Here is a 25,855-nt window from a genome sequence, read left to right as displayed (position 1 = left end):
GACAGGAGGCGACATGGAACAAAGCAGCGAAGCCCATTGGGTCGACGAATCCGGGCGCCAGTGGAAGAAGCGCCCGCCGCATGAAACCGGTGTCTTCGGCCGTTGCCCGCGCTGCGGCGAGGGGCATATCTTCCACGGCTTCCTGACCGTGCGCGACCATTGCGAGGTGTGCGGCCTCAATTACAGCTTCGCCGACCCGGCCGACGGCCCGGCTGTCTTCGTCCAGCTGTTCGCCTGCGTGCCGGGCGTCGTCTTCATCATCATGCTGGAGATATTGGCGCGGCCGGGCCTGTGGGTGCATCTGGCGGTCGGCCTGCCGGTGCTGATCCTGACCGCCGTGCTGCCGCTGCGCCCGATCAAGGGTTGGCTGATCGCAGCCCAGTTCACGACCAGAGCGCAGGAAGCCGGCACCGCCGACCTGTGGGCCAAGCTCCATGGCGACGAGCGACACTGACCAGATCAGGGCCGAATAAAGTTGGAAAGAGCGGTTATCATTCCGGGTCTTGCCGGTTATGAGGCCGCATGAAGCAGCGCCTTTCCCTCCTGTTGCGCCGGGCGCGCGTCATGACGCGACGCCACGGGCCGGAAGCCATGGCCTGGCGCCGCCGCATCGCGACGCTGGCCGGCGCCATCCTGGTGGGCATCGTGGCGCTGCTATTCGCTGACATGGCGGACGAGGCCAATCATATCTTCATCCGCATTGTCGCGCGCTGGTGGTGGGCCCCGCTGATCGTCACCCCCGCCGGTTTCATGTTCGTTGCGTGGATCGCGCTGAAATTCGCGCCCGCCGCCAAGGGATCGGGCATCCCGCAGGTCATGGCCGCCACCAAGGACCCTGAAGCCAGTATGCGCCATCTGGTCTCTGCGCGCACGGCTATCGCCAAATTCTTCCTGACGACCTCGACATTGCTGTTCGGCGCATCGGTCGGCCGCGAAGGCCCGACCGTGCAGATCGCCGCCAGCATCATGGGCTATGCGCACCGGATGCTGCATGTCCCGCTGCGCGCCTCGGTCTTCATCGCGGGCGGCGCGGCGGGCGTGGCGGCGGCCTTCAACACCCCGCTCGCCGGGGTCGCTTTCGCGATCGAGGAACTGGCCGCCGCCTATGAGCAGCGGATGACCCTGCTCGTCATGACCGCCGTGCTGATCGCCGGCATGGTCAGCCTCGGCATTGCGGGCGATTATGTCTATTTCGGCGCCATGCGTCAGACCATGGGTGTGAAGGAAGCGCTGCTCGTCACCCCGGTTGCCGGCATTATCGGCGGCATTGCGGGCGGGCTTTTCTCGCGCCTCATGCTGTCCTTCGGCTCGGCCCAGCTTGCGCCCATCGCCTGGTGCCGGGCGCGTCCCGTCGCCTTTGCACTGGGCTGCGGCATAGTGGTGGCGCTGCTCGGTGTCGCCACCGGCCTGACCTGGGGCACAGGCTACCAGACGGCGCGCGCCATCATCGAAGGGCAGGATGTCCCGATCTGGTTCGGCGTCGCCAAATTCCTGTCGACACTCGCGACCGCGCTATCGGGCCTGCCCGGCGGCATCTTCGCGCCGTCCCTGTCCGTGGGCGCCGGGATAGGCGACATGCTGCGCAGCCTCTTTCCCGCCTATCCGCCGGGCGCGATCGTTCTGCTGGGCATGGTCGCCTATTTCACCGGCGTAGTCCGTGCGCCATTGACAGCCGTCATCATCATCTCCGAAACCACCGCCAGCCGCGGCTTGATGATGCCGCTGCTTGCCTCTGCCCTGGTCGCGGATTTTGCCGCCCAGCTCGTCTGCAAGGAAAAGCTCTATCACGGCCTGTCACAGCGTTTCCTGCCGGTCCGCTGAGCCTTCTACCCGATCCAGTAAGGGACGATCTGCCGGTTGTCGGGATCGACATGGATCGGCCGGTCGGCGGGCGGGAAGGCGCGCTGGTCACAGCTCTGGCGCGGGCAGAGGCGGCAGGTGATGCCGATCGGCGTCGCCGCGCCCTCCTCCTGCAAATGCAGGCCATCGGCATAGACGAAATTCGCCGCATGGGCGACCTCGCAGCCCAGTACCACGGCATAGCGGCGCGGAGTCCGCTTGTAGCTGCCCGACGGCTTCACCAGCCCCTTGGCCATCGACACATAGCGCACGCCGTCGGGCGTCTCGCCCAGCTGCACATTGATCCGGTCGGGCACGGCCACCGCCTCATGCACGTTCCACAGCGGACAGGCGCCACCGAAGCGCGCGAATTGCAGGCGCGTGGCACTGTGGCGTTTCGTGATGTTGCCAGCCATGTCCACCCGGCAGAAGAAGAAGGGGATGCCGCGCAGCCCCGGCCGTTGCAGGGTCGACAGCCTGTGGCAGGCCTGCTCGAAACTCACGCCGAAGGTGCGGGCCAGCCGGTCGATATCATGCCGCATCGCCCGCGCCGCTTCGCGAAAGGCGGCATAGGGCATGAGCAGCGCCCCCGCGGCATAATTGCCCAGCCCGATCGCCAGCAGCCGGTCGGCGCCGGGGACGGGCAGGGCGGCCTTGCCGACGACATCGGCGATCACCGCCTGCCCCTCCAGCATCATCAATTGATGCGCGAGCATGAACTTGCGGCTCTCGGTCGGCAGCGCCGCATTGACGAACAACTGCCGCTCGGCGGCGCGATAGGCGCGCAGCGCGCTGTCGGGCGTCTCGGCGATCAGCGTCTCTATCCCGTGGCGGCGGGCCAGCGCCTCCACCAGCATACCCTCGTCCAGCACCTGTCCCTGCGTGAAGCTTTCCGCCATCTCCTCCGCCAGACAGTCGAGCGGATGGACATAATTGCCCGCCTCGTGAAACCAGTCGCGCGCCGCCTCCCAGGGCAGGCGCGCCTGCACCGCATGATCGTTGGCGATCGCTTCCTCGATCATGTTGATCCGCTCATTGGCGCGCATATGAGCGTTATAGAGGTCGACATAGCGTGCCGCGAATTCGGGAAATTGCAGGTGCAGCTTCTCGATCCGCTCCGGTTCCATCGGCGCGCCGGGCAATTCGGGATGGGCCAGCGCATAGGTGAAGGCGCCCAGCAACTGCTCCTCCTCGCGGGCATCGAAACTGGCCCAGTCGGTGGGAAAGGCGCTGGCGAGCGCGGCCTTGACCTTGGCGGTCAAGGGGCGATCGTCATTTTCCATCTGGGAAAGATAGGATACGGATATGCCCAGCGCCTGCGCCATCGTCGCCTGGTCCATCCGATGGTCCAGGCGAAGCTGGCGCAGGCGTGGACCTGCGAAGATACGATTGCCGCGTGCCATTATGGCCTATTCCTTGGTCGCGCCGTCATTGCTTCGCTGTCCATAATTTGCGAAGTCGCGATTTGCAAATTGGCAAAATTGCATTTGCGAAAATTGGGAAAGATTGGGAAGGGGGCGGACATAAACGTCCGCGACAAGCCGGAGAAAAGCCTGATATGTCGAAGCTCGCCATCATCGAACAGCTCGAAGCCAAGCGCGACGCCGCGCGCCTGGGCGGGGGCCAGCGCCGCATCGACGCGCAACACGCCAAGGGCAAGCTGACCGCGCGCGAACGGCTCGAAGTGCTGCTGGACGAGGATAGTTTCGAAGAACTGGATATGTATGTCGAGCATAATTGCATCGACTTCGGCATGGATGAACAGCATATCCCCGGCGACGGCGTGGTGACGGGATCGGGCACGATCAACGGCCGCCTCGTCTATGTCTTCAGCCAGGACTTCACCGTCTATGGCGGCGCGGTGTCGGAACGGCACGCGATGAAAATCTGCAAGATCATGGACATGGCGCTCAAGGTCGGCGCGCCGGTGATCGGCCTCAACGACAGCGGCGGCGCGCGCATCCAGGAAGGCGTCGCCTCGCTCGCCGGCTATGCCGAGATTTTCCAGCGCAATGTGCTGGCATCGGGCGTGGTGCCGCAGATCAGCGTCATCATGGGCCCATGCGCGGGCGGCGCCGTCTACTCGCCTGCGATGACCGACTTCATCTTCATGGTGAAGGATTCGAGCTTCATGTTCGTGACCGGCCCCGATGTGGTGAAGACCGTGACCAACGAAGTCGTCACCCAGGAGGAACTGGGCGGCGCGGTGACGCACACGACCAAGTCGGGCGTGGCCGACGTGGCCTTCGAAAATGATATCGAGGCGCTGCTGGCGGTGCGCGATTTCGTCGACTTCCTGCCTGCCTCCAACAAGGAACCGGTGCCCGAGCGCCCGAGCGCCGACCCCTGGGACCGGATGGAAGAAAGCCTCGACACACTGATCCCGGCCAATGCCAACCAGCCCTATGACATGCACGAACTGATCCGCAAGGTCGTGGACGAGGGTGATTTCTTCGAAGTGCAGCCGGCCCATGCGGGCAACATCCTCTGCGGCTTCGGGCGGATCGAGGGCAAGACGGTGGGCATCATCGCCAACCAGCCGATGGTGCTGGCCGGTGTGCTCGACATCAATTCGTCCAAGAAGGCCGGCCGCTTCGTGCGCTTCTGCGACGCGTTTGAAATCCCGATCGTCACCTTCGTCGACGTGCCGGGCTTCCTGCCGGGCACCGCGCAGGAACATTCGGGTATCATCAAGCATGGCGCCAAGCTGCTGTTCGCCTATGCCGAGGCGACCGTGCCGAAGATCACCGTCATCACGCGCAAGGCCTATGGCGGCGCCTATGACGTCATGTCCTCCAAGCATCTGCGCGGCGACCTGAACTATGCCTGGCCGACCGCCGAAATCGCGGTGATGGGCGCCAAGGGCGCGGTCGAGATCATCTTCCGCGGCAAGACGCCGGAGGAGATCGCGGAAAAGACCAAGGAATATGAAGACCGCTTCGCCAATCCCTTCGTGGCGGCGGGCAAGGGCTTCATCGACGAGGTAATCCAGCCGCACTCGACCCGCAAGCGGATCGCGCTGGGACTGCGCAAGCTGCGCAACAAGGCGCTGGAGAACCCCTGGAAGAAGCATGACAATATTCCGCTGTGATAGACGATGAGCGCTATCTCTTCCTCCGTCATTGCGAGCGCAGCGAAGCAATCCATTGGCGCACCATCTGGATTGCCACGTCGCCTTCGGCTCCTCGCAATGACGGAGCGGGATGATGCAACCGGCGGTTTACATCATGGCCAGCAAGCGCAACGGGACGCTTTACACCGGCGTCACCTCGAACTTGCCACAACGGGTGTGGCAACATCGGGAAGGCGTCACGGGCGGGTTCACCCGGCGTTACGGCTGCAAGATGCTGGTCTGGTACGAGATGGCGGAAACGATGGAAACGGCGATCGCGCGCGAAAAGCAGATCAAGGCGGGCTCACGGGCGAAGAAGATGGCATTAATCGTCGGGTTCAATCCCGATTGGCAGGATTTGTATCAGAGCATCGCTCAAGGGTGAAACGTGGCATGGATTGCTTCGCTACGCTCGCAACGACGAAGGACAGGATATGAAACTCGGCCGTCTCAACCATATCGGCGTGGCGACGCCTTCGCTGGAGACCTCGCTCGCCTATTATCGCGACGTGATGGGCGCGACGCTGACGCACGAACCGTTCGACCTGCCGGCGCAGGGGGTCAAAGTGTGTTTCGTCGACACGCCGGGCGAGAATGGCACGGCTGGCACGCAGATCGAACTGATCGAGCCGCTGGGCGAAAACTCGCCCATCCACGGCTTCATCGCCAAGAACCCGGCCGGCGGGCAGCATCATATGTGCTATGAAGTGCCCGACATTCACGCAGCCAAGGCCTGGTTCGAGAAGCTGGGCAAGAAGGTGCTCGGCGAACCGCGCATCGGTGCGCATGGCACGCCGATCTTTTTCGTCCACCCCAAGGATATGAACGGGGTGCTGACCGAGATCATGGAGACGCCCAAAGAGGCGCATTGAGCCCACAGCCGTTCGTGTCGAGCGAAGTCGAGACACGGATAGCGCAACCATATCGTCTCTCGACTTCGCTCGAGACGAACGGAGAGTGTGAAGTGACCGAGAAGCCGACGCCAGCGCCGACAATCGACCAGTGGGCCGCCGCCGCCGCCAAGGAAGTGAAGGGCAAGGATCTGAACTGGGATACCCCCGAAGGTATCGTGGTGAAGCCGCTCTACACTGCCGAGGATGTGACCGTCGATCCGGGTCTGCCCGGCTTCGCGCCCTTCACTCGCGGCGTGCGCGCCTCCATGTATGCCGGCCGTCCCTGGACCATCCGCCAATATGCGGGCTTCTCCACCGCCGAGGAATCCAACGCCTTCTACCGCCGCAACCTCGCCGCCGGTCAGAAGGGCCTTTCCGTCGCCTTCGACCTCGCCACCCATCGCGGCTATGACAGCGACCATCCGCGCGTCGTCGGCGACGTCGGCAAGGCGGGCGTGGCGATCGACACGATCGAGGACATGAAGATCCTGTTCGACGGCATTCCGCTCGACCAGATGTCGGTTTCGATGACCATGAACGGCGCGGTCATCCCGATCCTCGCCTTCTTCATCGTGGCCGGTGAAGAACAGGGCGTCGAGCGCAAACTGCTCGACGGGACCATCCAGAACGACATCCTCAAGGAGTTCATGGTCCGCAACACCTATATCTACCCGCCCGAACCCTCGATGCGGATCATCTCCGACATTTTCGGCTATACCAGCCGCGAGATGCCCAAGTTCAACAGCATCTCCATCTCCGGCTATCATATGCAGGAAGCCGGAGCGACGCAGGTGCAGGAACTGGCCTTCACCATCGCGGACGGCGCGGAATATGTGCGATACGGCGTGGCGAGCGGCCTCGATATCGACAAGTTCGCGGGGCGCCTCAGCTTCTTCTTCGCCATCGGCATGAACTTCTTCATGGAGATCGCCAAGCTGCGCGCCGCCCGCGTGCTGTGGCATCGGGTCATGACCAAGCTCGGCGCCAGGGACGAGCGCTCCAAGATGCTGCGCACCCATTGCCAGACCTCGGGCGTCTCGTTGACCGAGCAGGACCCCTATAACAATGTCATGCGCACCACCATCGAGGCGATGGCGGCGATGCTGGGCGGCACCCAGTCGCTCCACACCAATGCGCTGGACGAAGCGATCGCGCTGCCGACGGACTTCTCCGCCCGCATCGCGCGCAACACGCAGATCGTCATCCAGGAAGAGACGGGCATGTGCAATGTCGTCGATCCGCTGGGCGGCAGCTATTATGTCGAGGCGCTGACCCAGCAACTCGTCGACGCCGCGCAGGAGATCATCGATCGCGTGGAAGCCGAAGGCGGCATGGCCAAGGCCGTGGGCGCCGGCTGGCCCAAGGCGATGATCGAAACCGCCGCCGCCGCCCGTCAGGCGCGCGTCGACCGGGGCGAGGACGTCATCGTCGGCGTCAACAAATATCGCCTCGCCAACGAAGACCTGCTCGAAACCCTCGAAGTCGACAATACGAAGGTCCGCGAAGCCCAGATCGCCCGCATCAACCGGGTCAAGGCCGAGCGTGACGAGGAGAAGTGCCGGGCCGCGCTGGAATCGCTCCGTGCCGCAGCCGCCGGTCCGCAATCGATCGAAAACAACCTCCTCGCCCACGCCGTCGAAGCGGCGCGCGCCCGCGCCACGCTGGGCGAAATCTCCGCTGCCATGGAGGACAGCTTCAACCGCTACGGCACGCAGCCGACGCCGGTTAAGGGCGTCTATGGCGCGCCCTATGAAGGCGACAGCCGCTGGCAACAGGTTCTCGACGGGGTGCAGGCCGTCGAACGGCGCCTCGGTCGCAAGCCCAAACTGCTCGTCGCCAAGATGGGTCAGGATGGGCACGATCGGGGCGCCAACATCATCGCTTCGGCCTTCGGGGATATGGGCTTCGACGTCGTGTCCGGCCCGCTGTTCCAGACGCCGGAGGAAACGGTGGTGCTCGCGCTGGATACCGGGGTCGATGTGGTCGGCGCGTCGTCGCTGGCGGCGGGGCACAAGACGCTGATCCCCGAATTGATCAACCGCCTGCGCGAAAAGGGGCGCAGCGACATCAAGGTGATCGCGGGCGGAGTCATCCCGCCGCAGGATTATGACTATCTTCGTGACGCAGGGGTCCAGGGGATTTATGGGCCGGGTTCCAATGTCGTGGAGTGCGCTGCCGACGTGCTGCGCCTGCTCGGCCACAACATGCCCCCGGCGGGGCTGGAGGAAGCCGCTTGAATATCGTTGCCCTGATCCGCATCCCACAGCCGTTCGCTTCGAGCATAGTCGAGAAGCGGATAGCGCGCGCTCCTCGCTTCTCGACTATGCTCGAAACGAACGGAGGTTGGGAATGACCGCCATGACCGTCGCCCGCAACGACTGGACTCGCGAGGAAATCGCCGCGCTGTTCGACCTGCCGTTCAACGACCTGATGTTCGAGGCGCAGTCGATCCACCGCGCCAACTTCCCGCGCAACGAAGTGCAATTGTCCACTTTGCTGTCGATCAAGACCGGCGGCTGCCCGGAGGATTGCGGCTATTGCAACCAGTCGGCATCGGCGGAAAGCGGCCTCAAGGCCGAAAAGCTGATGAGCGTGCAGGCGGTGATGCAGGCGGCGGCGCAGGCGAAGGATGCAGGGTCTTCGCGCTTCTGCATGGGCGCGGCATGGCGCAACCCCAAGGATCGCGACATGCCCGCCATCGTCGAGATGGTGAAGGGCGTGCGGCAGATGGGCATGGAAACCTGCATGACGCTGGGGATGCTCAGCGAGGATCAGGCGAAGACGCTCGCGGACGCGGGGCTGGACTATTACAACCATAATATCGACACCTCGCCCGAACATTATGAGAAGGTCATCACCACCCGGACCTTCGACGACCGGTTGGTGACGCTGGAAAATGTCCGCAATTCGGGCATCAATGTCTGCTCTGGCGGCATTGTCGGCATGGGCGAGACGCGCGAGGACCGCGTCGGCTTCCTCCATGCGCTGGCCGTGCTGCCGGTCCATCCGCAGAGCGTGCCGATCAACGCGCTGGTGCCGGTCAAGGGCACGGTGCTGGGCAATATGCTGGCTGACACCCCGCTCGCCAAGATCGACGAGATCGAGTTCGTGCGCACGGTTGCGGTCGCGCGGATCGTGATGCCGCAGAGCATGGTGCGCCTGAGCGCGGGCCGCGAGAGCATGTCGGACGCCTGTCAGGCTTTGTGCTTCATGGCGGGCGCGAACAGCATCTTCACCGGCGACAAGCTGCTGACCACGGCAAACGCAGGCGACAATGCCGACGCGGCCCTGTTCGCGAAGCTGGGCGTCGTGCCGATGCAGGCCGAGGTGAAGGTCGAGCTGGAGGCGGCGGAGTGAGCAAACCGAGCACCATGAAGATCGGACTCTTTGTGGTGCTCGGCGTAGCCTATTGGCTGATCGCGATGATTGTCATTCTGTTGGCGGCAATCGGCAATTGCGGGATGGGGCCGGACGCTCCGGAGGACTGCAATGGCGTATCGCCCGTTATTACCGGAGTGTTGTCGCTCCTCATTTTTGCTGGACTTACTTTTGCCTATTTCAAGGCCCGGCTTTCGGGAGTGGATAAGCAATAAATCAACATCCGTTCGCCCTGAGCTTGTCGAAGGGCCGCACTTCTTCCCGAAGTGAAGAACGGGGCTCCGACATTGAGCCGAGACAAGCGGCTCGGCTCAACAGCCCGAACGGCTGATAGGATAGGACTGAGGCAAGGACTGAAATGGCAATCACCAAGATCCTGATCGCGAACCGTGGCGAAATTGCGTGCCGTGTCATGCGCACGGCCAAGAAGATGGGCATCAAGACCGTCGCGGTCTATTCCGATGCCGACGCCCGCGCGCCGCATGTGCTGATGGCGGATGAAGCCGTGCATATCGGCCCGTCGCCCGCCGCCCAGTCCTATCTGCTGGCCGACAAGATCATCGAAGCGTGCAAGGCCACCGGCGCGGATGCCGTCCACCCCGGCTACGGCTTCCTCTCCGAGCGCGAAAGCTTCCGCAAGGCGCTGGACGCCGAGGGCATCATCTTCGTCGGCCCACCCGCCAATGCCATCGCCGCGATGGGCGACAAGATCGAATCCAAGAAACTCGCCAAGGAAGCCGGCGTCAACGTCGTCCCCGGCTATGTCGGCGTGATCGAGGACACGGACCATGCCGTCCGCATCTCCAACGAGATCGGCTATCCGGTGATGATGAAGGCCTCGGCCGGCGGCGGCGGCAAGGGGATGCGCCTCGCCTATAGCGAGCAGGATGTCCGCGAAGGCTTCGAGGCGACCAAGCGCGAGGGCCTCAACAGCTTCGGCGACGACCGCGTCTTTATCGAGAAGTTCATCGAAAGCCCGCGCCATATCGAAATCCAGATCCTTGGCGATCAGCACGGCAATATCGTCTACCTCAACGAGCGCGAATGTTCGATCCAGCGCCGCCACCAGAAGGTGGTCGAGGAAGCGCCGTCGCCCTTCGTCAGCCCCGAAATGCGCAGGAAGATGGGCGAACAATGCGTCGCGCTCGCCCGCGCGGTCGGCTATTTCAGCGCCGGCACGGTCGAACTGATCGTCAGCGGCGAGGACAAGACCGGCGACGGCTTCTATTTCCTCGAAATGAACACCCGGCTCCAGGTCGAGCATCCCGTCACCGAGGAAATCACCGGCGTCGATCTGGTCGAACAGATGATCCGCGTCGCCAATGGCGAGGAACTGAGCTTCAACCAGGCCGATGTGAAGATCAACGGCTGGTCGATCGAGAACCGCGTCTATGCCGAAGACCCCTATCGCGGCTTCCTGCCGTCCACCGGCCGCCTGATCCGCTACAACCCGCCCGAAACCGGCGCGGACGAAAGCGGCGCGCTGATCCGCGTCGATGACGGCGTGGAGGAGGGCGGTGAGGTATCGATCTTCTACGATCCGATGATCGCCAAGCTGATCACCTGGGCGCCCACGCGCCTTGAAGCGATCGACAAGCAGATCGAAGCGCTCGACAAGTTCGAGATCGAGGGGCCGGGCCACAATATCGATTTCGTCTCCGCCCTGATGCAGCATGAGCGCTTCCGTTCGGGCAACATCACCACCGGCTTCATCGCCGAGGAATATCCCGAGGGTTTCACCGGCGCGCCCGCGTCGCCGCAACTGCTCCAGCGCCTGTCGGCGATCGGGGCCTTCGCGGCGATGGCGCAGGCCGACCGCGCCCGTCGCATCGACGGCCAGCTAGGCAAGCGCCTTGCGCCGCCGACCGGCTGGCAGGTCAAGATCGGGGACTCGATCCATGACGTGGTGATCGACGGGGACGATGTCACGGTCGATGGAGAGGCGATCGACATGGCGCTGGAATATACGCCCGGCGACCGCCTGATCGAGGCGGAGTTCGGCGAGGACGCGCTGGCGGTGAAGATCGCTCCGGTCCGTTCGGGCTTCGTGCTGACGGCGCACGGCGCCAGCCACAGGCTGCGCATCCTGCCCGCTCATGCCGCGCCCTATGCCGCGCATATGATCGAGAAGATTCCGCCGGACCTGTCGCGTTTCCTCATCTGCCCGATGCCCGGCCTGCTGGTCGCGCTGAACGTCAAGGAAGGCGACAAGGTTGAGATCGGCCAGCCGCTCGCCGTGATCGAGGCGATGAAGATGGAGAATATCCTGCGCGCCGGGAAGGCAGGGACCGTCAAGAGCGTATCGGCCGCGCAGGGCGAGAGCCTGCCGGTGGATGCGGTGATCCTGGAATTGGAGTAGAGATTCAATCTTCAACTTCCGTTCACCCTGAGCCTGTCGAAGCTTCAAACGAGTCACGTGCCTCGTTTGAACCTGAGCGACGCCGCAGGCGGCGTCGAAGGGGGCTGTTCTTTTCTTGAAGAGAAGTGCAGGGCTTCGACAAGCTCAGCTCGAACGGAGGTTTGGATTGCACCTGACCCACGACCCCGGCGCTCCCGCCGCCGACACCATTTCCTTCGACGATTTCCTGAAGGTCGACATCCGCGTCGGCACGATCGTTTCGGCCGAACCCTATCCGCAAGCGCGCAAGCCCGCCTATAAGCTGCTGATCGATTTCGGCCCCGCGATCGGCAAGAAAAAATCCAGCGCCCAGATCACCGAGAATCACGCGCTGGCGGATCTGCCCGGCCGTCAGGTCGCCGCCGTGGTCAACTTCCCGCCGCGCCAGATCGGCAAGTTCCTGTCCGAAGTGCTGACCCTGGGCTTCGCCGACGATACCGGCGCCGTCATCCTCTTCGCCCCGGACAAGCCCGTGCCGAACGGATCGCGGCTGTTCTGAACCAGAGCGAAGTCAATCGCACTATCGGCTAACGACCATCTGCGGACGCCCTCTTGATATTTTACAAACCTCAGACAAAATATAGGATGCCGAAAATAGAGTAGCAGGTCGGTAGCTCCTGCGCCCGTCTAGCGGGTTCTTCCCTGCCACGGCGTTGACCCAACCTGCTTGGGAAGACGCTGTTTATGGGTTCTGCGTCTTCCCGGCTTAGGCCAAGAGATACTCATGATTTTGACCTCAATCATCGCTCTGATTTGTGCGGCTCTGTTCACTGGCGCGGCGGGTTACATCACTCTCGTCGAACACCCTGCCCGATTACGACTGGATGACGCACCGTTACTGGCGCAGTGGAAACCGAGCTACAACAGCGCGCTGCCAATTCAGTCAGGCCTAGCGATAGCTGGCGGTGTTACCGGGATCGCCGCATGGTATCTGTCAAGCGAATGGCTATGGCTGGCGGGAAGCGTGGCACTGCTTGCAAACTGGCCCTTCACGCTTTTGGCGATAATGCCGACGAACAACCGGCTCAAGGCGATAGCGCCGGATCAAGCAGGCGCGGATAGTCGCCGGTTGCTTCTGTCCTGGGGTAGGCTGCATAATGTCAGAAGCCTGTTGGGCCTTGCATCGACACTACTTTTTGCATGGGCTTTGGCGTCGATAAGCTGACGGTCGCATATCCACCCTTACTCGTCATTCCCGCGAAGGCGGGAACCCATCTCCTGACCTTGCGTCCAGCCCGGCGTTGGAGAGATGGATCCCCGCCTTCGCGGGAATGACGAGATAAGTGATGTCCGGCAGCTACCCACCTTTCCCGTCATGCTGACGAAAGTCAGCATCCAGGGTTGTGCACAGCCACTCCGTCATCCCGGCGTGTGCCGGGATGACGGAGTTAGGCAAGGTCCGCTCCCTACCCCATCCCCTGCATCCCAACTTGCACCAATGCAAAACCGTGCAGCAAGGCTCGCTCCGATTCCATGACGGCCCATGTTCGCGACAAAACGGAATGAGGGCTGTCCTACATGCGATCTTCGCGTCATAGTCGAGCAGTGGCGGGCTGCGGGCGCAGGGCAGGGGCGGCGGCGATCTGTTGGGGAGGGGCATCGTTATGCAGGATGGCGGCCGGGTGAAACAGGATTTCAACAAGGGAGTGAACTTCGACGCAATGACGATCGCGGGGACATTTGCGACAAGGCGACCGTCGTTTCGGCAACGCCCTGTGACGGTGTGAACTTCGGCGCCGCAGCCGCTCGGCACTGCCCTGCGACGGTGTGAACTTCGGGACGAACGGGCTTTTTACGCCGTCCAGCGACGGTGTGAACTTCGGGGGCAGGATGACGAAAACGATCGGCAGCGACTATGTGATGGACGCGCGGCGGGACCGGCTGGTCATCACCGCCTCGGCGCTCGGGACCGTGTTCGAATGGTATGATTTCTACATCTACGGCGTGCTGGCGCCGATCATCGGGCGCACCTTCTTTCCGACCGACAATCCGACCGTCGAGCTGCTCTACACGCTCGCCGGCTTCGCCATCGGCTTCGCCTTTCGGCCGATCGGGGCGATGCTGTTCGGCTATCTGGGCGACCGGCTGGGGCGCAAATATACCTTTCTCGCCACCATCGTCCTCATGGGCGTGGCGACGGCGGGCGTGGGCCTGACCCCATCGGCCGCCAGCATCGGCATCGCCGCGCCCATCATCCTCATTCTGCTGCGCATCGCGCAAGGGCTTGCGCTGGGCGGCGAATATGGCGGCGCGGCCATCTATGTCGCGGAACATGCGCCAGCGGGAAAACGCGGCTTCTACACCAGCTTCATCCAGGCCGGGGTGATCGGCGGCTTCATCCTGTCGCTGATCGTGGTGGTCGGCACGCAATGGATCGTCGGCAAGGCGGTCTGGGACGATTGGGGCTGGCGCATTCCCTTCATCCTGTCGCTGGCGCTGCTGGGCATATCGCTCTGGATGCGGCTCATGCTGCGCGAAAGCCCGGTCTTCACCGCGATGAAGGCGGCGGGCGCGCAGGCGAAGAACCCGCTCAAGGAAGCCTTTACCGCGCCGGGCAATATCCGGCGCATGTTCGTCGCGATGATCGGCATCGCGGCGGGCTTCACCGTCATCGCCTATACGGTGATGTTCCAGGCGCTCTATTTCCTCCAGAACGGCCTGCATGTCGCGCCGGGCATCGCGCAATTGCTGGTCGGCGGCAGTGCCTTCGCCGGGGTGGCGAGCTTCATCTTCTTCGGCTGGCTGTCCGACCGCGTGGGACGTAAAGCGCCGATCGTCATCGGCTATGCGCTGGTGCTGCTGCTGGCGCTACCGCTCTATCAGTTCATGGGGGCGACGGCGAACCCCGACCTGAAAGCGGCCGCCGCCCGCGCGCCGGTGGTGGTGAGCGGCCCCGATTGCCGTTTCGATCCCTTCGCGAAGGTGCAGGCCACGTCCTGCGGCAAGCTGCTCGATCATTTTTCCAAGCGCGGCATTCCCTATGACAAGACGGAAGCGGCCATGCCCGCCGTGGCGATCGGCGGCGTTCCCGTGCACGATCTCACGCCAAAGGGACTGGACGCCGCGCTGACCGCGCGTGGCTATGATTTCGGCACGGTGACGCCGGACTGGCCCCGCGCCCTGATGCTGTTCGGCGCGCTGCTGCTGCTCTGGACGCTGTCAGGCGCGACCTACGGGCCGGTTGCGGCGCTGCTGTCGGAATATTTCCCGGCGCGCATCCGCTATTCCTCGCTCTCCATCCCCTATCATATCGGCACCGGCTATTTCGGCGGCTTCCTGCCGTTGGTCAGCCAATATATCGTTGCGCGGACGGGCGATCCCTATGCGGGCCTGTGGTATACGCTGGCCGTGGTGGCGCTGGCGCTGCTCACTTGTCTGGTCGCGCTGCCGGAAACCAAGGATCGCCCCCTCGACGCCTGAGGCCGGGGGCGCTATCGGCAGCCACATGCACGGCTATATCGCTCCGCTGCGCCTGCGCCTCGACGGCCATGCGCTTGTCTCCAACTGGCGCTGGCTTGCGGCCATGAGCGGCGGGGCGGCCTGTGGCGCGGCGATCAAGGCCAATGGCTATGGCCTGGGCGCGGCCGAAGTCATGAGCCGGCTGCTGGGTGCAGGATGCCGCGACTTCTTCGTATCCAACTGGGGCGAGGCCGCGGCCATCGAGCATCTTCTGGAGGATGGGATCAGCCTGTCGGTCCTGCACGGTGTGCGGGAAGAGGATATGCATCAAGCGCTCGGTTCGCGCGCGCATCCCGTGCTCTGCACACCGGCCCAGATCGCCCGCTGGCGGGCGGCTGGCGGCGGGGCGTGCGACGTGATGGTGGACACCGGCATGAACCGGCTCGGTCTCGACTGGCGCGGCGATGTCGCGACATGGACGCAGGCGCTGGAGATCGGGACCTTGCTCAGCCATCTCGCCTCCGCCGACGAGGAAACGACGCTCAATGCGACCCAGCTGGATCGCTTCCGTCAGGTGCGGGCGCGGGTCGCCGCCCCGCGCTACAGCCTTGCCAACAGCGCGGGCATCTGCCTCGGCGCGGATTATGGTTTCGATCTGACACGACCGGGCCTCGCCCTCTATGGCGGCCTGCCCTCCGAAATTGCCGCGCCGCATATCCGGCAGGTCGTCCGGCCCCAGGCGCAGATTCTACAGCGGCGGCGCGTCGCGGCAGGGGACACGATCGGCTATAACGCCACGCATCGGGCCGACCGGGACCTGGAAGTCGCGGTGTTGAACCTGGGCTATGCCGATGGCTATCTGCGCGGCTTTTCCGGCCGTGGCGCCGCCCTATGCGGTGGCACGCGCCTTCCGCTATTGGGCCGGGTGTCGATGGACCTCGTCGCCATCGACGTCAGCGCGCAACCGGACGTCGGAGAAGGCGACTGGCTCGATATCTCTTATGATCTTGGCGAAGCCGCCGCCCTGTCGGGCCTGTCGCAATATGAGCTGCTGACCGGGCTGGGCGCCCGTTACGACCGGCTCTGGACGTGACAGGAAAAGGGCCGCCGATCCTTCGACCGGCGGCCCTTTCCGTCCGTCAGTTCCGCCTCAGCGCTCGATGCACATGGCAACGCCCATGCCGCCGCCGATGCACAGGGTAGCGAGGCCCTTCTTCGCGTCGCGCTTGCCCATTTCATAGAGCAGGGTGGTCAGGACGCGCGCGCCCGAAGCGCCGATCGGATGGCCGATGGCGATGGCGCCGCCATTGACGTTGACCTTCTCCGGGTCCCAGCCCAGTTCCTGGCCAACCGACAGCGCCTGCGCGGCAAAGGCTTCATTGGCTTCGATCAGGTCGAGGTCGGCGATGGACCAGCCCGCCTTTTCCAGCGCCTTGCGGCTGGCCGGGGCCGGGCCGATGCCCATGATCGACGGATCGACGCCGCAGGTGGCGAAGCCGGCGATCCGGCCCAGCACTGTCGCGCCGCGCTTGGCGGCGGCATCGGCGGTCATCAGCACCAGCGCGGCCGCGCCGTCATTGATGCCGCTCGCATTGCCGGCCGTGACGGTGCCGTCCTTCTTGAACGCGGCGCGCAGGCTCTGCATCGCTTCGATCGTCGCGCCCGCGCGGATATATTCGTCCTGGTCGACGATCGTGTCGCCCTTGCGCCCCTTGATCGTGACCGGCACGATTTCGTCGGCGAAGCGGCCCGCCGCGCGCGCGGCTTCCGCCTTGTTCTGGCTGGCGACGGCGAAGACGTCCTGCGCCTCACGGCTGATCTGATATTTCTCCGCCAGATTCTCGGCGGTGATGCCCATATGATAATTGTTGAAGGCGTCGGTCAGGCCATCATGGATCATGGTGTCGACCAACGTCACCGGACCCATCTTCGCACCGGGCCGCAGCAGTTGGGCGTGCGGCGCCATCGACATGCTTTCCTGGCCGCCGGCGACCATGATGCTGGCGTCGCCCGCGCGGATGGCCTGGGCGGCCAGAGCGACGGCGCGCAGGCCCGAACCGCAAAGCTGGTTGAGGCCGATCGCGGTGCGCTCCACCGGGATACCGGCGTTGACGGCAGCCTGGCGTGCGGGATTCTGTCCCTGACCAGCGGCGAGAACCTGGCCGAGAATCACTTCATCCACTTCCTCGGGCGCGACGCCGGCCTGAGCAAGCGCGGCGAGGATCGCCTGCCGACCGAGTTCATGCGCAGGAGTGGAACCGAAGGCCCCCAGAAAGCTGCCGACCGGCGTGCGCTTGGCGGCGGTGATGACGATGTCTGACAATGCCTTGATCCTCGTTGATGGTGAATATTTTTTCGCAAGCGCACATAGCACCAACGGTCATCGGGCATCAACCGCCATGGCTGGAAAGCCAGAGCGAAAGCGGCTCCCAGAGCATTTCGCGCGCCCGCCCGCCCACGACCATGCCGACATGGCCGAGCGAGAGGCTGCGTTCCTCGCTAAGACGAGGGCCAGCGGCGGCGGGCACGATGCGGTCGCTGGTCGACACGATCGAGAGGCTGGGGCAATCGAGATCGGCTGGATTGACGGTGCGACCGTCGATCGTCCATCGGTCCCGCCCACTGGCATTGTCGGTATAGAAGGTCTCAAACAGATCGCGTCCCGCTGCGAAGGTCAGCGGCGCGCCGCCATTGGCCCAGTCCTCCACCGCCAGGAAGGCGCGCTCCGCATCCGAACCGGCCGCCGCATCGGCGAAGGCGGCATATTTACGGATCGTCCGCGCGGGATCCATCGCCCAGAAACCCGATTGCAGCACCTCCATCGGCACATAGCCTATGCGTTCGCACATGGCCTTCGCCCCTTGCCACAGGCCGCCGATCAGATCGAGGTCTGCTGCTGAAAAGCCATCGAACTGCCAGGGCGTCGCAATGGTCGCCAGCGCGGGAAAGGAGCGCATCGCCGCCGCGCCAAGGGCAAGGCTACCGCCCAGACAATAGCCGACCAGGATCGGCGGGCGGGGCAGGGCGCAGAGCATCGGCAACAGTCGCTCCATCACATGGCCGTCCAGCCCGAGCGTCGCATCCTGCGCCGTGGGCACGCCCCAATCGACAAGATAGGCGTCATGGCCTGCTGCAGCCATGTGGCGCAGCAAGGACCGGCTCTCGGACAGGTTGAGCACTTGCGGAGGATTGATCAGTGAAGGGATGAAAACGACGGGGAAACGCGCATTTTCCGCACCATGCTGCACCAATCGCGCCGGTCCGGCGCTGGCCACGCAGCGCCCCTCCGGCGCGGGCGGCGGACGTGTTGCCGTCTGATATTTTCGCAAGCCGAGGAAGGCGCGACGGCGCATCTCCGGATCGCCCTCGGTTTCGCGCCATAAAATATTGAGAAAAAGGGGTAAAGGTCGCGGTCCATGTTGCGGTGCGGCATCATCTTGTGCTAATGCGATATGTGCAGGTGTGGGAGAGGAATCCATGACCAAATCCAAGACCGTCAATGAAGCAGAACCGGTCGTCATCAAGAAGTACGCCAACAGGCGGCTCTATAATACCGAAACTTCCAGCTACATCACGCTCGATCTGCTGTCGCAGATGACTCGCGAGGGGCGCGAGTTCGTCGTCGTCGACGCCAAGACGGGCGAGGATATCACGCACAATGTCCTGACCCAGATCATCATGGAAGAGGAACAGCGCGGCAAGAATATGCTGCCCGTCAACTTCCTGCGCCAGCTTATCGCCATGTACGGCGATTCGATGCAGTCGATGGTGCCGCAATATCTGGAAGCGTCGATGGACGCCTTCCGCAAGAATCAGCAGCAATTTCAGGAAGCGATGAAAGGAGCTTTCGGAGGAGGTCCGCTGGCCGAAATCGCCAAGCGCAACATGCAGATGTTCGAAGCCGCGGCCAGCGCGTTCGGCACTAGCGTGCCGGGAATGCCGGGCATGACTCCGCCGCCTCCTGCGCCAACGTCGGAAGGCAGCAAGGATGACGAGATCAAGGATCTCAAGGCCCAGCTCGCCGCGCTCAATGCGAAGATCGACAAGCTGAGCTGATGATCTGTCATGGCGAAGGCTGATCGGCTGGAGCGCATGGGCGCGCTGGCCGACCAGCGCTGATATCCCGCGTTCGAAGGGGTCGACAGGCATGGCGCGTCTGGCCTATGGCGCGCCATTCTTCTTTTTCGACTAGCCAAGGTCCGCCCACGTGAAGCATGCCCTTTCCGTTACCCGCGAACAGGATTTCGCCGCCTGGTATCAGGCTGTCATTTCGGAGGCCGACATGGCCGAGGAAAGCGGCGTGCGCGGCTGCATGGTCATCCGGCCCTGGGGCTATGGCATCTGGGAACGTATCCAGACCCTGCTCGACGCCCGGATCAAGCAGACCGGCCATGAAAATTGCTATTTCCCGCTGTTCATCCCGCTTTCCTATTTCGAGAAGGAAGCCGAGCATGTGGACGGTTTCGCCAAGGAAATGGCGGTCGTCACCCATCATCGCCTGATCCACAAGGACGGCAGGATGGTGCCCGATCCCGAGGCGAAGCTGGAAGAACCGCTGGTCGTGCGTCCGACGTCCGAAACGGTGATTGGCGCTGCGTTCAGCCGCTGGGTCCAGAGCTGGCGCGACCTGCCGGTGCTGATCAACCAGTGGGCCAATGTGGTCCGCTGGGAAATGCGCACCCGCATGTTCCTGCGCACCAGCGAGTTTCTCTGGCAGGAAGGGCATACGGCGCACGCCACCATCGATGAGGCGATGGAAGAAACGATGAAGATGCTCGAAGTCTATCGCAGCTTTGCCGAGGATTGCGCGGGCCTGCCGGTGATCGCCGGTCAGAAGACCGAGAATGAGCGCTTCCCCGGCGCGGTGGGCACCTATTCGATCGAGGCGATGATGCAGGACGGCAAGGCCCTGCAATCGGCCACGTCGCATTTTCTGGGCACGACCTTCAGCAAGGCGCAGAATATCAAGTTTCAAAATGCCGAAGGTGTTCAGGAACTGGCGCAGACGACCAGTTGGGGCATGACCACGCGGATGATCGGCGCCATCATCATGGTCCATGGCGATGACGATGGGCTGCGCGTGCCACCGCGTGTCGCACCCCATCAGATCGTCATCGTGCCTATGCTGCGCGATACGGACGAGGACGCGGCAATCCTGGATTATTGCGGCGAACTGGTCGCGACGTTGAATGGGCTGGACGCCTTCCGCGAGCCGGTGCGCGCACTGCTCGACAAGCGCCCTGCCAAGGCGGCGACCAAGCGTTGGGGCTGGATCAAGAAGGGCGCGCCGATCGTGATCGAAGTCGGCGGGCGCGATGTCGCCGGCGGCAATGTCTCGGTCATCCGCCGCGACCGGCTTTATCGCGAGGACGGCAAGCTCGACAGCGCCATCGTTCCCAGGGGCGATTTCGTCGCCGGTGCCGTCGCGATGCTGGAAGATATTCAAGCGTCGCTGTTCGCCGATGCGAAAGCGCGTTTGCACGGCAATATCGACCACAGCATCGCCGATCTTGACGCGCTAAAGGCCTATTTCAACGCCAGCGCGAAGCCGGGCTGGGCGCTGGTGCAGTGGGCCAAGCCGACCGGCGCGGCGCTGGAGAAGGTGGTCGCATGGCTGAAGGGCGAAAAGCTGACCCTGCGTAACGTGCCGTTGGACGGGGCAGCCGCCGACGGCGCGTGCATCTTCACCGGCGAGCCGGCGGTCGAGCGCGTGCTGGTGGCGCGCGCCTATTAGTAAGTTTAATAGGTGCCGGCTGTGGTAGAGATGCGCATCTCTGCCACGCCCGGCACCAACGGCGTTTCAGTTACAGCACATATTTGCTGAGATCGGTGTCGCGGGCCACCGCCGACAACTGCCTGTCGACATAGGCCTGGTCGATCACCAGCGTCTCGCCGCGACGATCCTCCGCCTCGAAGCTCACATCCTCCAGCAGCTTTTCCATCACCGTCTGCAGGCGGCGAGCGCCGATATTCTCGATCTCGCTATTCACCTCGGCGGCGATCTTCGCGACCGCGCGAATGCCCTCGGGCGTCAGGTCGATCGTCACTTCCTCGGTCGCCAACAGCGCGCGATATTGCGCCACCAGGCTGGCCTTGGTGTCGGACAGGATCGCGACGAAATCCTCTTCGGTCAGCGCCTTCAGTTCGACGCGGATCGGCAGGCGCCCCTGCAATTCGGGCAGCAGATCGCTGGGCTTGGCGACGTGAAAGGCGCCCGACGCGATGAAGAGGATATGGTCGGTCTTGAGCGGGCCATATTTGGTCGAGACGGTCGTCCCCTCGATCAGTGGCAGCAGGTCGCGCTGCACGCCCTCGCGGCTGACGGAACCGCCGCGCACGTCGCTGACGGCGATCTTGTCGATCTCGTCGAGGAAGACGATACCGTTCTGCTCGGCGCTGGTGATGGCGACGCGGGCGACGTCGTCCTGATCCAGGCGCTTGTCCTGCTCTTCCTCGACCAGCTTGTCCCAGGCGTCGGCGACGCGCATCTTGCGGCGCTTCTTCTGGGTCTGGCCGAACGCCTTGGACATCATGTCGGAAAGGTTGATCATGCCCACCTGGCCGCCCATGCCGGGGATCTCCATCGGCATGGAGGGGCTATCGGCGACCTCCACTTCGACCTCGACCTCGTTCATCTGGTCGTTTTCGATCTTCTGGCGGAAGGAGAGGCGGGTCGCCTCGCTCGCTTCCTTGCCGGTCAGCGCATCGAGCAGGCGAGCCATCGCCGCTTCCGACGCGGCTTCGCGCACGGCCTCCCGGCGGCGGTCCTTCTCCAGCCGCACCGCTTCCTCGACCAGGTCGCGGACGATCTGCTCGACGTCGCGGCCGACATAGCCGACCTCGGTGAACTTGGTGGCTTCCACCTTGACGAAGGGGGCATCGGCCAGCTTGGCGAGGCGGCGGCTGATCTCGGTCTTGCCGCAGCCCGTGGGGCCGATCATCAGAATATTCTTCGGCGTCACCTCATCGCGCAGGTCGGCGGACAGGCGTTGGCGACGCCAGCGATTGCGCAACGCAACGGCGACGGCGCGCTTGGCGTCCTGCTGGCCGATGATATGCGCGTCGAGCGCGGCGACGATGGCTTTGGGGGTCAGATTGTCGTTCATGTCAGTCCTTCTCCCCTCCCTTCAGGGAGGGGTCGGGGGAGGGTATGTGAAGGAGCGCCATAACAGGCCCTCCCCTAACCTCTCCCGCAAGCGGGAGGGGGATTTTAGTTGGCGCTCTCGAGCGTTTCGATGGTGAGCTGATCGTTGGTGTAGACGCAGATGTCCGCCGCGACGCCCATCGCCTTGCGGGCGAGGGTTTCGGCATCCTCTTCATATTCCACCAGCGCGCGGGCGGCGGCGAGGGCGAAGTTGCCGCCCGAACCGATCGCGGCGACTCCGCCCAACGGCTCCAGCACGTCGCCATTGCCGGTCAGGATCAGGGTCACATCCTTGTCCGCCACGATCATCATCGCTTCCAGATTGCGCAGATATTTGTCGGTGCGCCAGTCCTTGGCCAGTTCCACCGCGGCGCGCATCAACTGGCCATTATGGCGTTCCAGCTTCGCTTCGAGCCGCTCGAACAGGGTGAAGGCGTCGGCGGTGGCGCCAGCGAAACCGCCGATCACCGACCCGTCATGCAGGCGGCGAACCTTGCGGGCATTGGGCTTCATCACCGTCTGGCCCATGGAAACCTGGCCGTCGCCGGCGACGACAACCTTGCCATTCTTGCGGACGGACATGATGGTGGTGCCATGCCAGACGGGCATGGTGGAGCTGCGTTGGTCATTCATGGCGCGGCATATGGGACGCGGTAAGGCGCCATGCAAGTCACGCTTTCGTACACGTCAGAACGTGTCATTTGCGCGACAATATTCTTACAAATCGGGCAGGAACAAATTTCGGTCGATTGACATTGTGCATTGCACAACGAATGATTGCGGACCGGAAGGAGTAAATATGTCTCTCAAGGCCAGAGCACAGGAAAAGGTCGAGCGCGCGGGTATTTCCAATTACTCGTTCGATCAGGACGTGCTGGTCATGTGCGGTGTGCGCTACACCATAGAGACGTGCGATTGCGGCGAACCGGATTGCGACGGGGTCCGGCTGCGCAAGAATGCGACCGCCATCGGCCGCATCCTTCAATAGCAGGGAAGAGGGAGCGTTCTCCTTAGTCTATCGCATCCTTTCCGGCACGACCCACCGATTCGATATCCCGGCCGACACCCTGCACCGTATTGCAGGCGGCAAGGGCCGTGAGCAGCAGGCTGCCGATCAGCAGGGCAAGGGTTTGACGCATAGAGGCTATACTCCTGAACTTTGACCCGCGTGTATAAGCGCCAATCGGGGGAGCGGGAAAGCAATTTGCATCAAATCGATGGAGACGTGTTGACAGGGCGCGTTGCCGATGCCAAAGGCCGCCTCCTCCTTACAGGGGCGCGTAGCTCAGCGGTAGAGCACACCCTTCACACGGGTGGGGTCACAGGTTCAATCCCTGTCGCGCCCACCATGGCTTTCCGGTCATGGCAGGACAGATTATTTCCCGACATTGATCTTTTCCGTCGCCACGCGCTAAGCCTGCGCGCCATGAAGCGGTGCGTTCGCGCGCCGACCGGAAAGGATATACATGCCCCCCTATCTGAAAAGCAGCGCGGCCCTTGGCGCGTTGCTGCTGATCTCCACCTTCCCCGTTCATGCCCAGGAAAAGCTGACGCTGGAGCGCGTCTTCGCCAGCCCTGATCTTGCCGGTCCACAACCGCGCGCACTGAAACTTTCACCCGACGGGTCGCTGGTGACATTGCTTAAGCCTCGCGTGGATGAGAAGGAGCGGCTCGACCTCTGGGCGATCGACAGCCGGACCGGCGCCGAACGGATGCTGGTCGATTCGAAGAAGACCGGCAGCGGCGCGGAACTCAGCGAAGCGGAAAAGATGCAGCGCGAGCGCGACCGCTCCGTTGCGGGCAGCACCGGCATCACCAGCTATGACTGGTCGCCCGATGGCAAGACCATATTGGTGCCCGTCGACGGCGACCTCTATCTCGCCGGTCTGGACGGGAAGGTCACGCGGCTGACCGACACGCCGGATGGAGAACTGAACGGCGTGGTCAGCCCCAAGGGGGGCTTCGTGTCCTTCGTGCGCGGCGGCAACCTTTTCGTTCAGCCCATCGGCGGCCAAGAACGGCAGGTGACGCAGGACGCCAGCGACACGGTCGCCTGGGGTGTGGCGGAATTTGTCGCGCAGGAGGAAATGGACCGTCGCACCGGCTATTGGTGGTCGCCCGACGACAGCCGCATCGCCGTGGCGCGGGTCGATGAAAGCCCGGTCGGCATCGTCACCCGCACCGCGATCGGCGGGGAGGGGACCAAGGTCTACCAGCAGCGCTACCCCGCCGCCGGCACGCCCAACGCCATCGTCGACCTCTACATCATGAAGCCCGACGGGTCCGGCGAGGTGAAGGTCGACCTCGGCGCGGAGAAGGACATCTACCTCGCCCGCGTCGACTGGTCGAAGGATGGCAAGATCCTCTACGTCCAGCGCGAGAGCCGCGACCAGAAGCGCCTCGACCTGCTCGCCGTCGATCCAGCGACCGGCAAGACGAAGGTGGCGTTGACCGAGACGGCGAAGAGTTGGATCAACCTTTCGAATAATTTCCATGCCCTTCGGGACGGCAGCTTCCTCTGGTGGTCGGAGAAGACCGGACATGGCCATCTCTACCGCGTGAACGGCAGAAAATGGACCGCGCTCACCAGCGGCGACTGGGAAGTGCGCGATGTCATCGGCGTTGATGAGAGCAAGAGCCTCGTCTATTTCACGGGCAATCGTGAAACGCAGCTGGAGCAGCAACTCTATGTTGCGCCGCTGGGCAAACCGGGGCAGGCGCAGGCGCTGACCCGGAAGGGCTGGTGGAACGATGCCGTGATGGACGATGCGGCGAACCGGATCGTTGTCACGCGCCAGAACAGCGACCAGCCCAAGCAGGTCTATCTGGCCGACAACAGCGGCAAGCAGTTGCAGTGGCTGTCGGAAAATGCGCTGACGGGCAACCATCCCTATGCGCCCTATGTCGCCAGCCATGTGAAGACGGTTTTCGGCACGGTGAAGGCGGCGGACGGCACGACGCTCTATACCAAGATCATGACCCCGCCGCTGGAAGCCGGGAAGCGCTACCCCGTCTTCATGATCCACTATGGCGGTCCCGGTGGCGGACGGCAGGTCACGAATATATGGAGCGGCGCGCTCAACCAATATCTGGTCGATCGCGGCTGGATCGTCTTCGCCATCGACAATCGCGGCACGCCCGATCGCGGCAAGGCGTTCGAGGATCATCTCTACCGCGCCATGGGCACGGTGGAGGTCGAGGATCAGTTGAAGGGCGTCGAGTGGCTCAAGGCCCAGCCCTTTGTCGATCCGAACCGGATTGCGACCTATGGCTGGTCCTATGGCGGCTATATGTCGCTGAAGCTGCTGGAAAAGGCGCCGGGCGTCTTTGCCGCCGCGGTGGCGGGCGCGCCCGTGACCAAATGGCAACTCTACGACACCCATTATACCGAACGCTATCTCGGCCGACCGCAGGATAATCCGAGCGCCTATCCGGCGTCCGGCGCGGTGGACGAGTCGGTGAAGATCAGCGATCCGCTGCTGCTGGTCCATGGTATGTCGGACGACAATGTCGTGTTCGACAATGCGACCGCGCTGATGGCGAAGATGCAGGGTGCCGCCATACCGTTCGAGATGATGGCCTATCCTGGCCAAACCCACCGCGTAGGCGGGCCGGGCCTCAGCGTGCATCTGTGGCGGACGATCGAGGATTTCCTTGCGAAACACGCGGGCGGTCCCGCCGCCGATTGACCC

23 protein-coding genes and 1 tRNA gene are annotated in these 25,855 nt (G+C 63.6%); 18 read left to right on the top strand and 6 right to left on the bottom strand.

What is annotated here, in order from left to right:
• Nucleotides 1–13: 13 nt before the first annotated feature.
• On the top strand, nucleotides 14–454 hold the full coding sequence (locus AC58EF_RS17855) for a DUF983 domain-containing protein (RefSeq protein WP_497277697.1): 441 nt from the start codon (nucleotides 14–16) through the stop codon (nucleotides 452–454).
• Nucleotides 455–522: 68 nt separating this feature from the next.
• Nucleotides 523–1,821 (top strand): chloride channel protein, encoded by a 1,299-nt coding sequence (locus AC58EF_RS17850; protein WP_497277696.1) that lies wholly within the window; start codon nucleotides 523–525, stop codon nucleotides 1,819–1,821.
• A gap of 5 nt (nucleotides 1,822–1,826) precedes the next feature.
• Here AC58EF_RS17850 and AC58EF_RS17845 read toward each other — a convergent pair whose 3' ends face one another.
• Nucleotides 1,827–3,242 (bottom strand): helix-turn-helix domain-containing protein, encoded by a 1,416-nt coding sequence (locus tag AC58EF_RS17845; protein ID WP_497277695.1) that lies wholly within the window; start codon nucleotides 3,240–3,242, stop codon nucleotides 1,827–1,829.
• A 155-nt stretch (nucleotides 3,243–3,397) separates the two neighbouring features.
• Between AC58EF_RS17845 and AC58EF_RS17840 the strand changes: the two genes are divergently transcribed.
• The 11 genes from AC58EF_RS17840 (at nucleotide 3,398) to alr (ending at nucleotide 16,112) form a co-directional block, all read left to right on the top strand.
• A complete protein-coding gene (locus AC58EF_RS17840) occupies nucleotides 3,398–4,930 on the top strand; it encodes an acyl-CoA carboxylase subunit beta (RefSeq protein WP_497277694.1) in 1,533 nt (510 codons plus the stop codon).
• A gap of 115 nt (nucleotides 4,931–5,045) precedes the next feature.
• Nucleotides 5,046–5,336, top strand: coding sequence for a GIY-YIG nuclease family protein (locus tag AC58EF_RS17835; RefSeq protein ID WP_497277693.1), 291 nt, complete (start codon nucleotides 5,046–5,048; stop codon nucleotides 5,334–5,336).
• A gap of 49 nt (nucleotides 5,337–5,385) precedes the next feature.
• The gene (mce, locus tag AC58EF_RS17830; RefSeq protein ID WP_497277692.1) at nucleotides 5,386–5,823 is read left to right on the top strand and encodes a methylmalonyl-CoA epimerase; all 438 of its coding nucleotides are present in this window, start codon (nucleotides 5,386–5,388) and stop codon (nucleotides 5,821–5,823) included.
• A 92-nt stretch (nucleotides 5,824–5,915) separates the two neighbouring features.
• The gene (gene scpA, locus AC58EF_RS17825) at nucleotides 5,916–8,081 is read left to right on the top strand and encodes a methylmalonyl-CoA mutase (RefSeq protein WP_497277691.1); all 2,166 of its coding nucleotides are present in this window, start codon (nucleotides 5,916–5,918) and stop codon (nucleotides 8,079–8,081) included.
• A 112-nt stretch (nucleotides 8,082–8,193) separates the two neighbouring features.
• Nucleotides 8,194–9,201 carry a biotin synthase BioB gene (gene bioB / locus AC58EF_RS17820; RefSeq protein WP_497277690.1) on the top strand — a complete coding sequence of 336 codons (1,008 nt, stop codon included), beginning with the start codon at nucleotides 8,194–8,196 and terminating at the stop codon, nucleotides 9,199–9,201.
• Nucleotides 9,198–9,437: a hypothetical protein gene (locus AC58EF_RS17815; RefSeq protein WP_497277689.1), complete on the top strand. Its 240-nt coding sequence runs from the start codon at nucleotides 9,198–9,200 to the stop codon at nucleotides 9,435–9,437. Before bioB ends, AC58EF_RS17815 begins: the two co-directional genes overlap by 4 nt.
• Before the next feature lie 143 nt (nucleotides 9,438–9,580).
• Complete coding sequence (locus AC58EF_RS17810; protein WP_497277688.1) at nucleotides 9,581–11,581, top strand: ATP-binding protein; 2,001 nt, start codon at nucleotides 9,581–9,583, stop codon at nucleotides 11,579–11,581.
• Between the two features lie 166 nt (nucleotides 11,582–11,747).
• Nucleotides 11,748–12,119, top strand: a complete 372-nt coding sequence (locus tag AC58EF_RS17805) for a tRNA-binding protein (RefSeq protein WP_497277687.1) — start codon at nucleotides 11,748–11,750, stop codon at nucleotides 12,117–12,119.
• A 225-nt stretch (nucleotides 12,120–12,344) separates the two neighbouring features.
• Nucleotides 12,345–12,785 carry an anthrone oxygenase family protein gene (locus tag AC58EF_RS17800; protein WP_497277686.1) on the top strand — a complete coding sequence of 147 codons (441 nt, stop codon included), beginning with the start codon at nucleotides 12,345–12,347 and terminating at the stop codon, nucleotides 12,783–12,785.
• Between the two features lie 665 nt (nucleotides 12,786–13,450).
• On the top strand, nucleotides 13,451–15,040 hold the full coding sequence (locus tag AC58EF_RS17795; protein WP_497277685.1) for an MFS transporter: 1,590 nt from the start codon (nucleotides 13,451–13,453) through the stop codon (nucleotides 15,038–15,040).
• 25 nt (nucleotides 15,041–15,065) lie between these two features.
• The gene (alr, locus tag AC58EF_RS17790; protein ID WP_497277684.1) at nucleotides 15,066–16,112 is read left to right on the top strand and encodes an alanine racemase; all 1,047 of its coding nucleotides are present in this window, start codon (nucleotides 15,066–15,068) and stop codon (nucleotides 16,110–16,112) included.
• A gap of 57 nt (nucleotides 16,113–16,169) precedes the next feature.
• On the opposite strand, the gene AC58EF_RS17785 is transcribed toward alr, so the two are convergent.
• Both AC58EF_RS17785 and AC58EF_RS17780 read right to left on the bottom strand, forming a co-directional pair.
• Nucleotides 16,170–17,342: an acetyl-CoA C-acetyltransferase gene (locus tag AC58EF_RS17785; RefSeq protein WP_497277683.1), complete on the bottom strand. Its 1,173-nt coding sequence runs from the start codon at nucleotides 17,340–17,342 to the stop codon at nucleotides 16,170–16,172.
• A 67-nt stretch (nucleotides 17,343–17,409) separates the two neighbouring features.
• Nucleotides 17,410–18,372, bottom strand: a complete 963-nt coding sequence (locus AC58EF_RS17780) for an alpha/beta hydrolase (protein ID WP_497277682.1) — start codon at nucleotides 18,370–18,372, stop codon at nucleotides 17,410–17,412.
• A gap of 124 nt (nucleotides 18,373–18,496) precedes the next feature.
• Here AC58EF_RS17780 and phaR point away from each other — a divergent pair, with 124 nt between their 5' ends.
• Both phaR and AC58EF_RS17770 read left to right on the top strand, forming a co-directional pair.
• A complete protein-coding gene (gene phaR / locus AC58EF_RS17775) occupies nucleotides 18,497–19,075 on the top strand; it encodes a polyhydroxyalkanoate synthesis repressor PhaR (RefSeq protein WP_497277681.1) in 579 nt (192 codons plus the stop codon).
• 151 nt (nucleotides 19,076–19,226) lie between these two features.
• Nucleotides 19,227–20,753: an aminoacyl--tRNA ligase-related protein gene (locus tag AC58EF_RS17770; RefSeq protein WP_497277680.1), complete on the top strand. Its 1,527-nt coding sequence runs from the start codon at nucleotides 19,227–19,229 to the stop codon at nucleotides 20,751–20,753.
• Between the two features lie 70 nt (nucleotides 20,754–20,823).
• Here the strand turns inward: AC58EF_RS17770 and hslU are convergent, their stop codons facing one another.
• Complete coding sequence (hslU, locus tag AC58EF_RS17765; protein ID WP_497277679.1) at nucleotides 20,824–22,125, bottom strand: ATP-dependent protease ATPase subunit HslU; 1,302 nt, start codon at nucleotides 22,123–22,125, stop codon at nucleotides 20,824–20,826.
• Nucleotides 22,126–22,229: 104 nt separating this feature from the next.
• Nucleotides 22,230–22,796: an ATP-dependent protease subunit HslV gene (gene hslV / locus AC58EF_RS17760; RefSeq protein ID WP_497277678.1), complete on the bottom strand. Its 567-nt coding sequence runs from the start codon at nucleotides 22,794–22,796 to the stop codon at nucleotides 22,230–22,232.
• Between the two features lie 166 nt (nucleotides 22,797–22,962).
• Here hslV and AC58EF_RS17755 point away from each other — a divergent pair, with 166 nt between their 5' ends.
• Complete coding sequence (locus AC58EF_RS17755) at nucleotides 22,963–23,151, top strand: hypothetical protein (RefSeq protein WP_179043542.1); 189 nt, start codon at nucleotides 22,963–22,965, stop codon at nucleotides 23,149–23,151.
• 22 nt (nucleotides 23,152–23,173) lie between these two features.
• Here the strand turns inward: AC58EF_RS17755 and AC58EF_RS17750 are convergent, their stop codons facing one another.
• On the bottom strand, nucleotides 23,174–23,302 hold the full coding sequence (locus AC58EF_RS17750) for an entericidin A/B family lipoprotein (RefSeq protein WP_497277677.1): 129 nt from the start codon (nucleotides 23,300–23,302) through the stop codon (nucleotides 23,174–23,176).
• A 135-nt stretch (nucleotides 23,303–23,437) separates the two neighbouring features.
• Here AC58EF_RS17750 and AC58EF_RS17745 point away from each other — a divergent pair.
• Both AC58EF_RS17745 and AC58EF_RS17740 read left to right on the top strand, forming a co-directional pair.
• A tRNA-Val gene (locus AC58EF_RS17745) sits at nucleotides 23,438–23,512 on the top strand.
• Nucleotides 23,513–23,629: 117 nt separating this feature from the next.
• Entirely contained in the window at nucleotides 23,630–25,852 is a 2,223-nt protein-coding gene (locus AC58EF_RS17740; RefSeq protein WP_497277676.1) for an alpha/beta fold hydrolase, read from the top strand.
• Nucleotides 25,853–25,855 lie beyond the last annotated feature (3 nt).

The organism is Sphingobium sp. WR1 (assembly GCF_059693745.1).
Note: the sequence above shows the minus strand (reverse complement) of the source record. Positions and strands in the feature narration are given on the sequence as shown.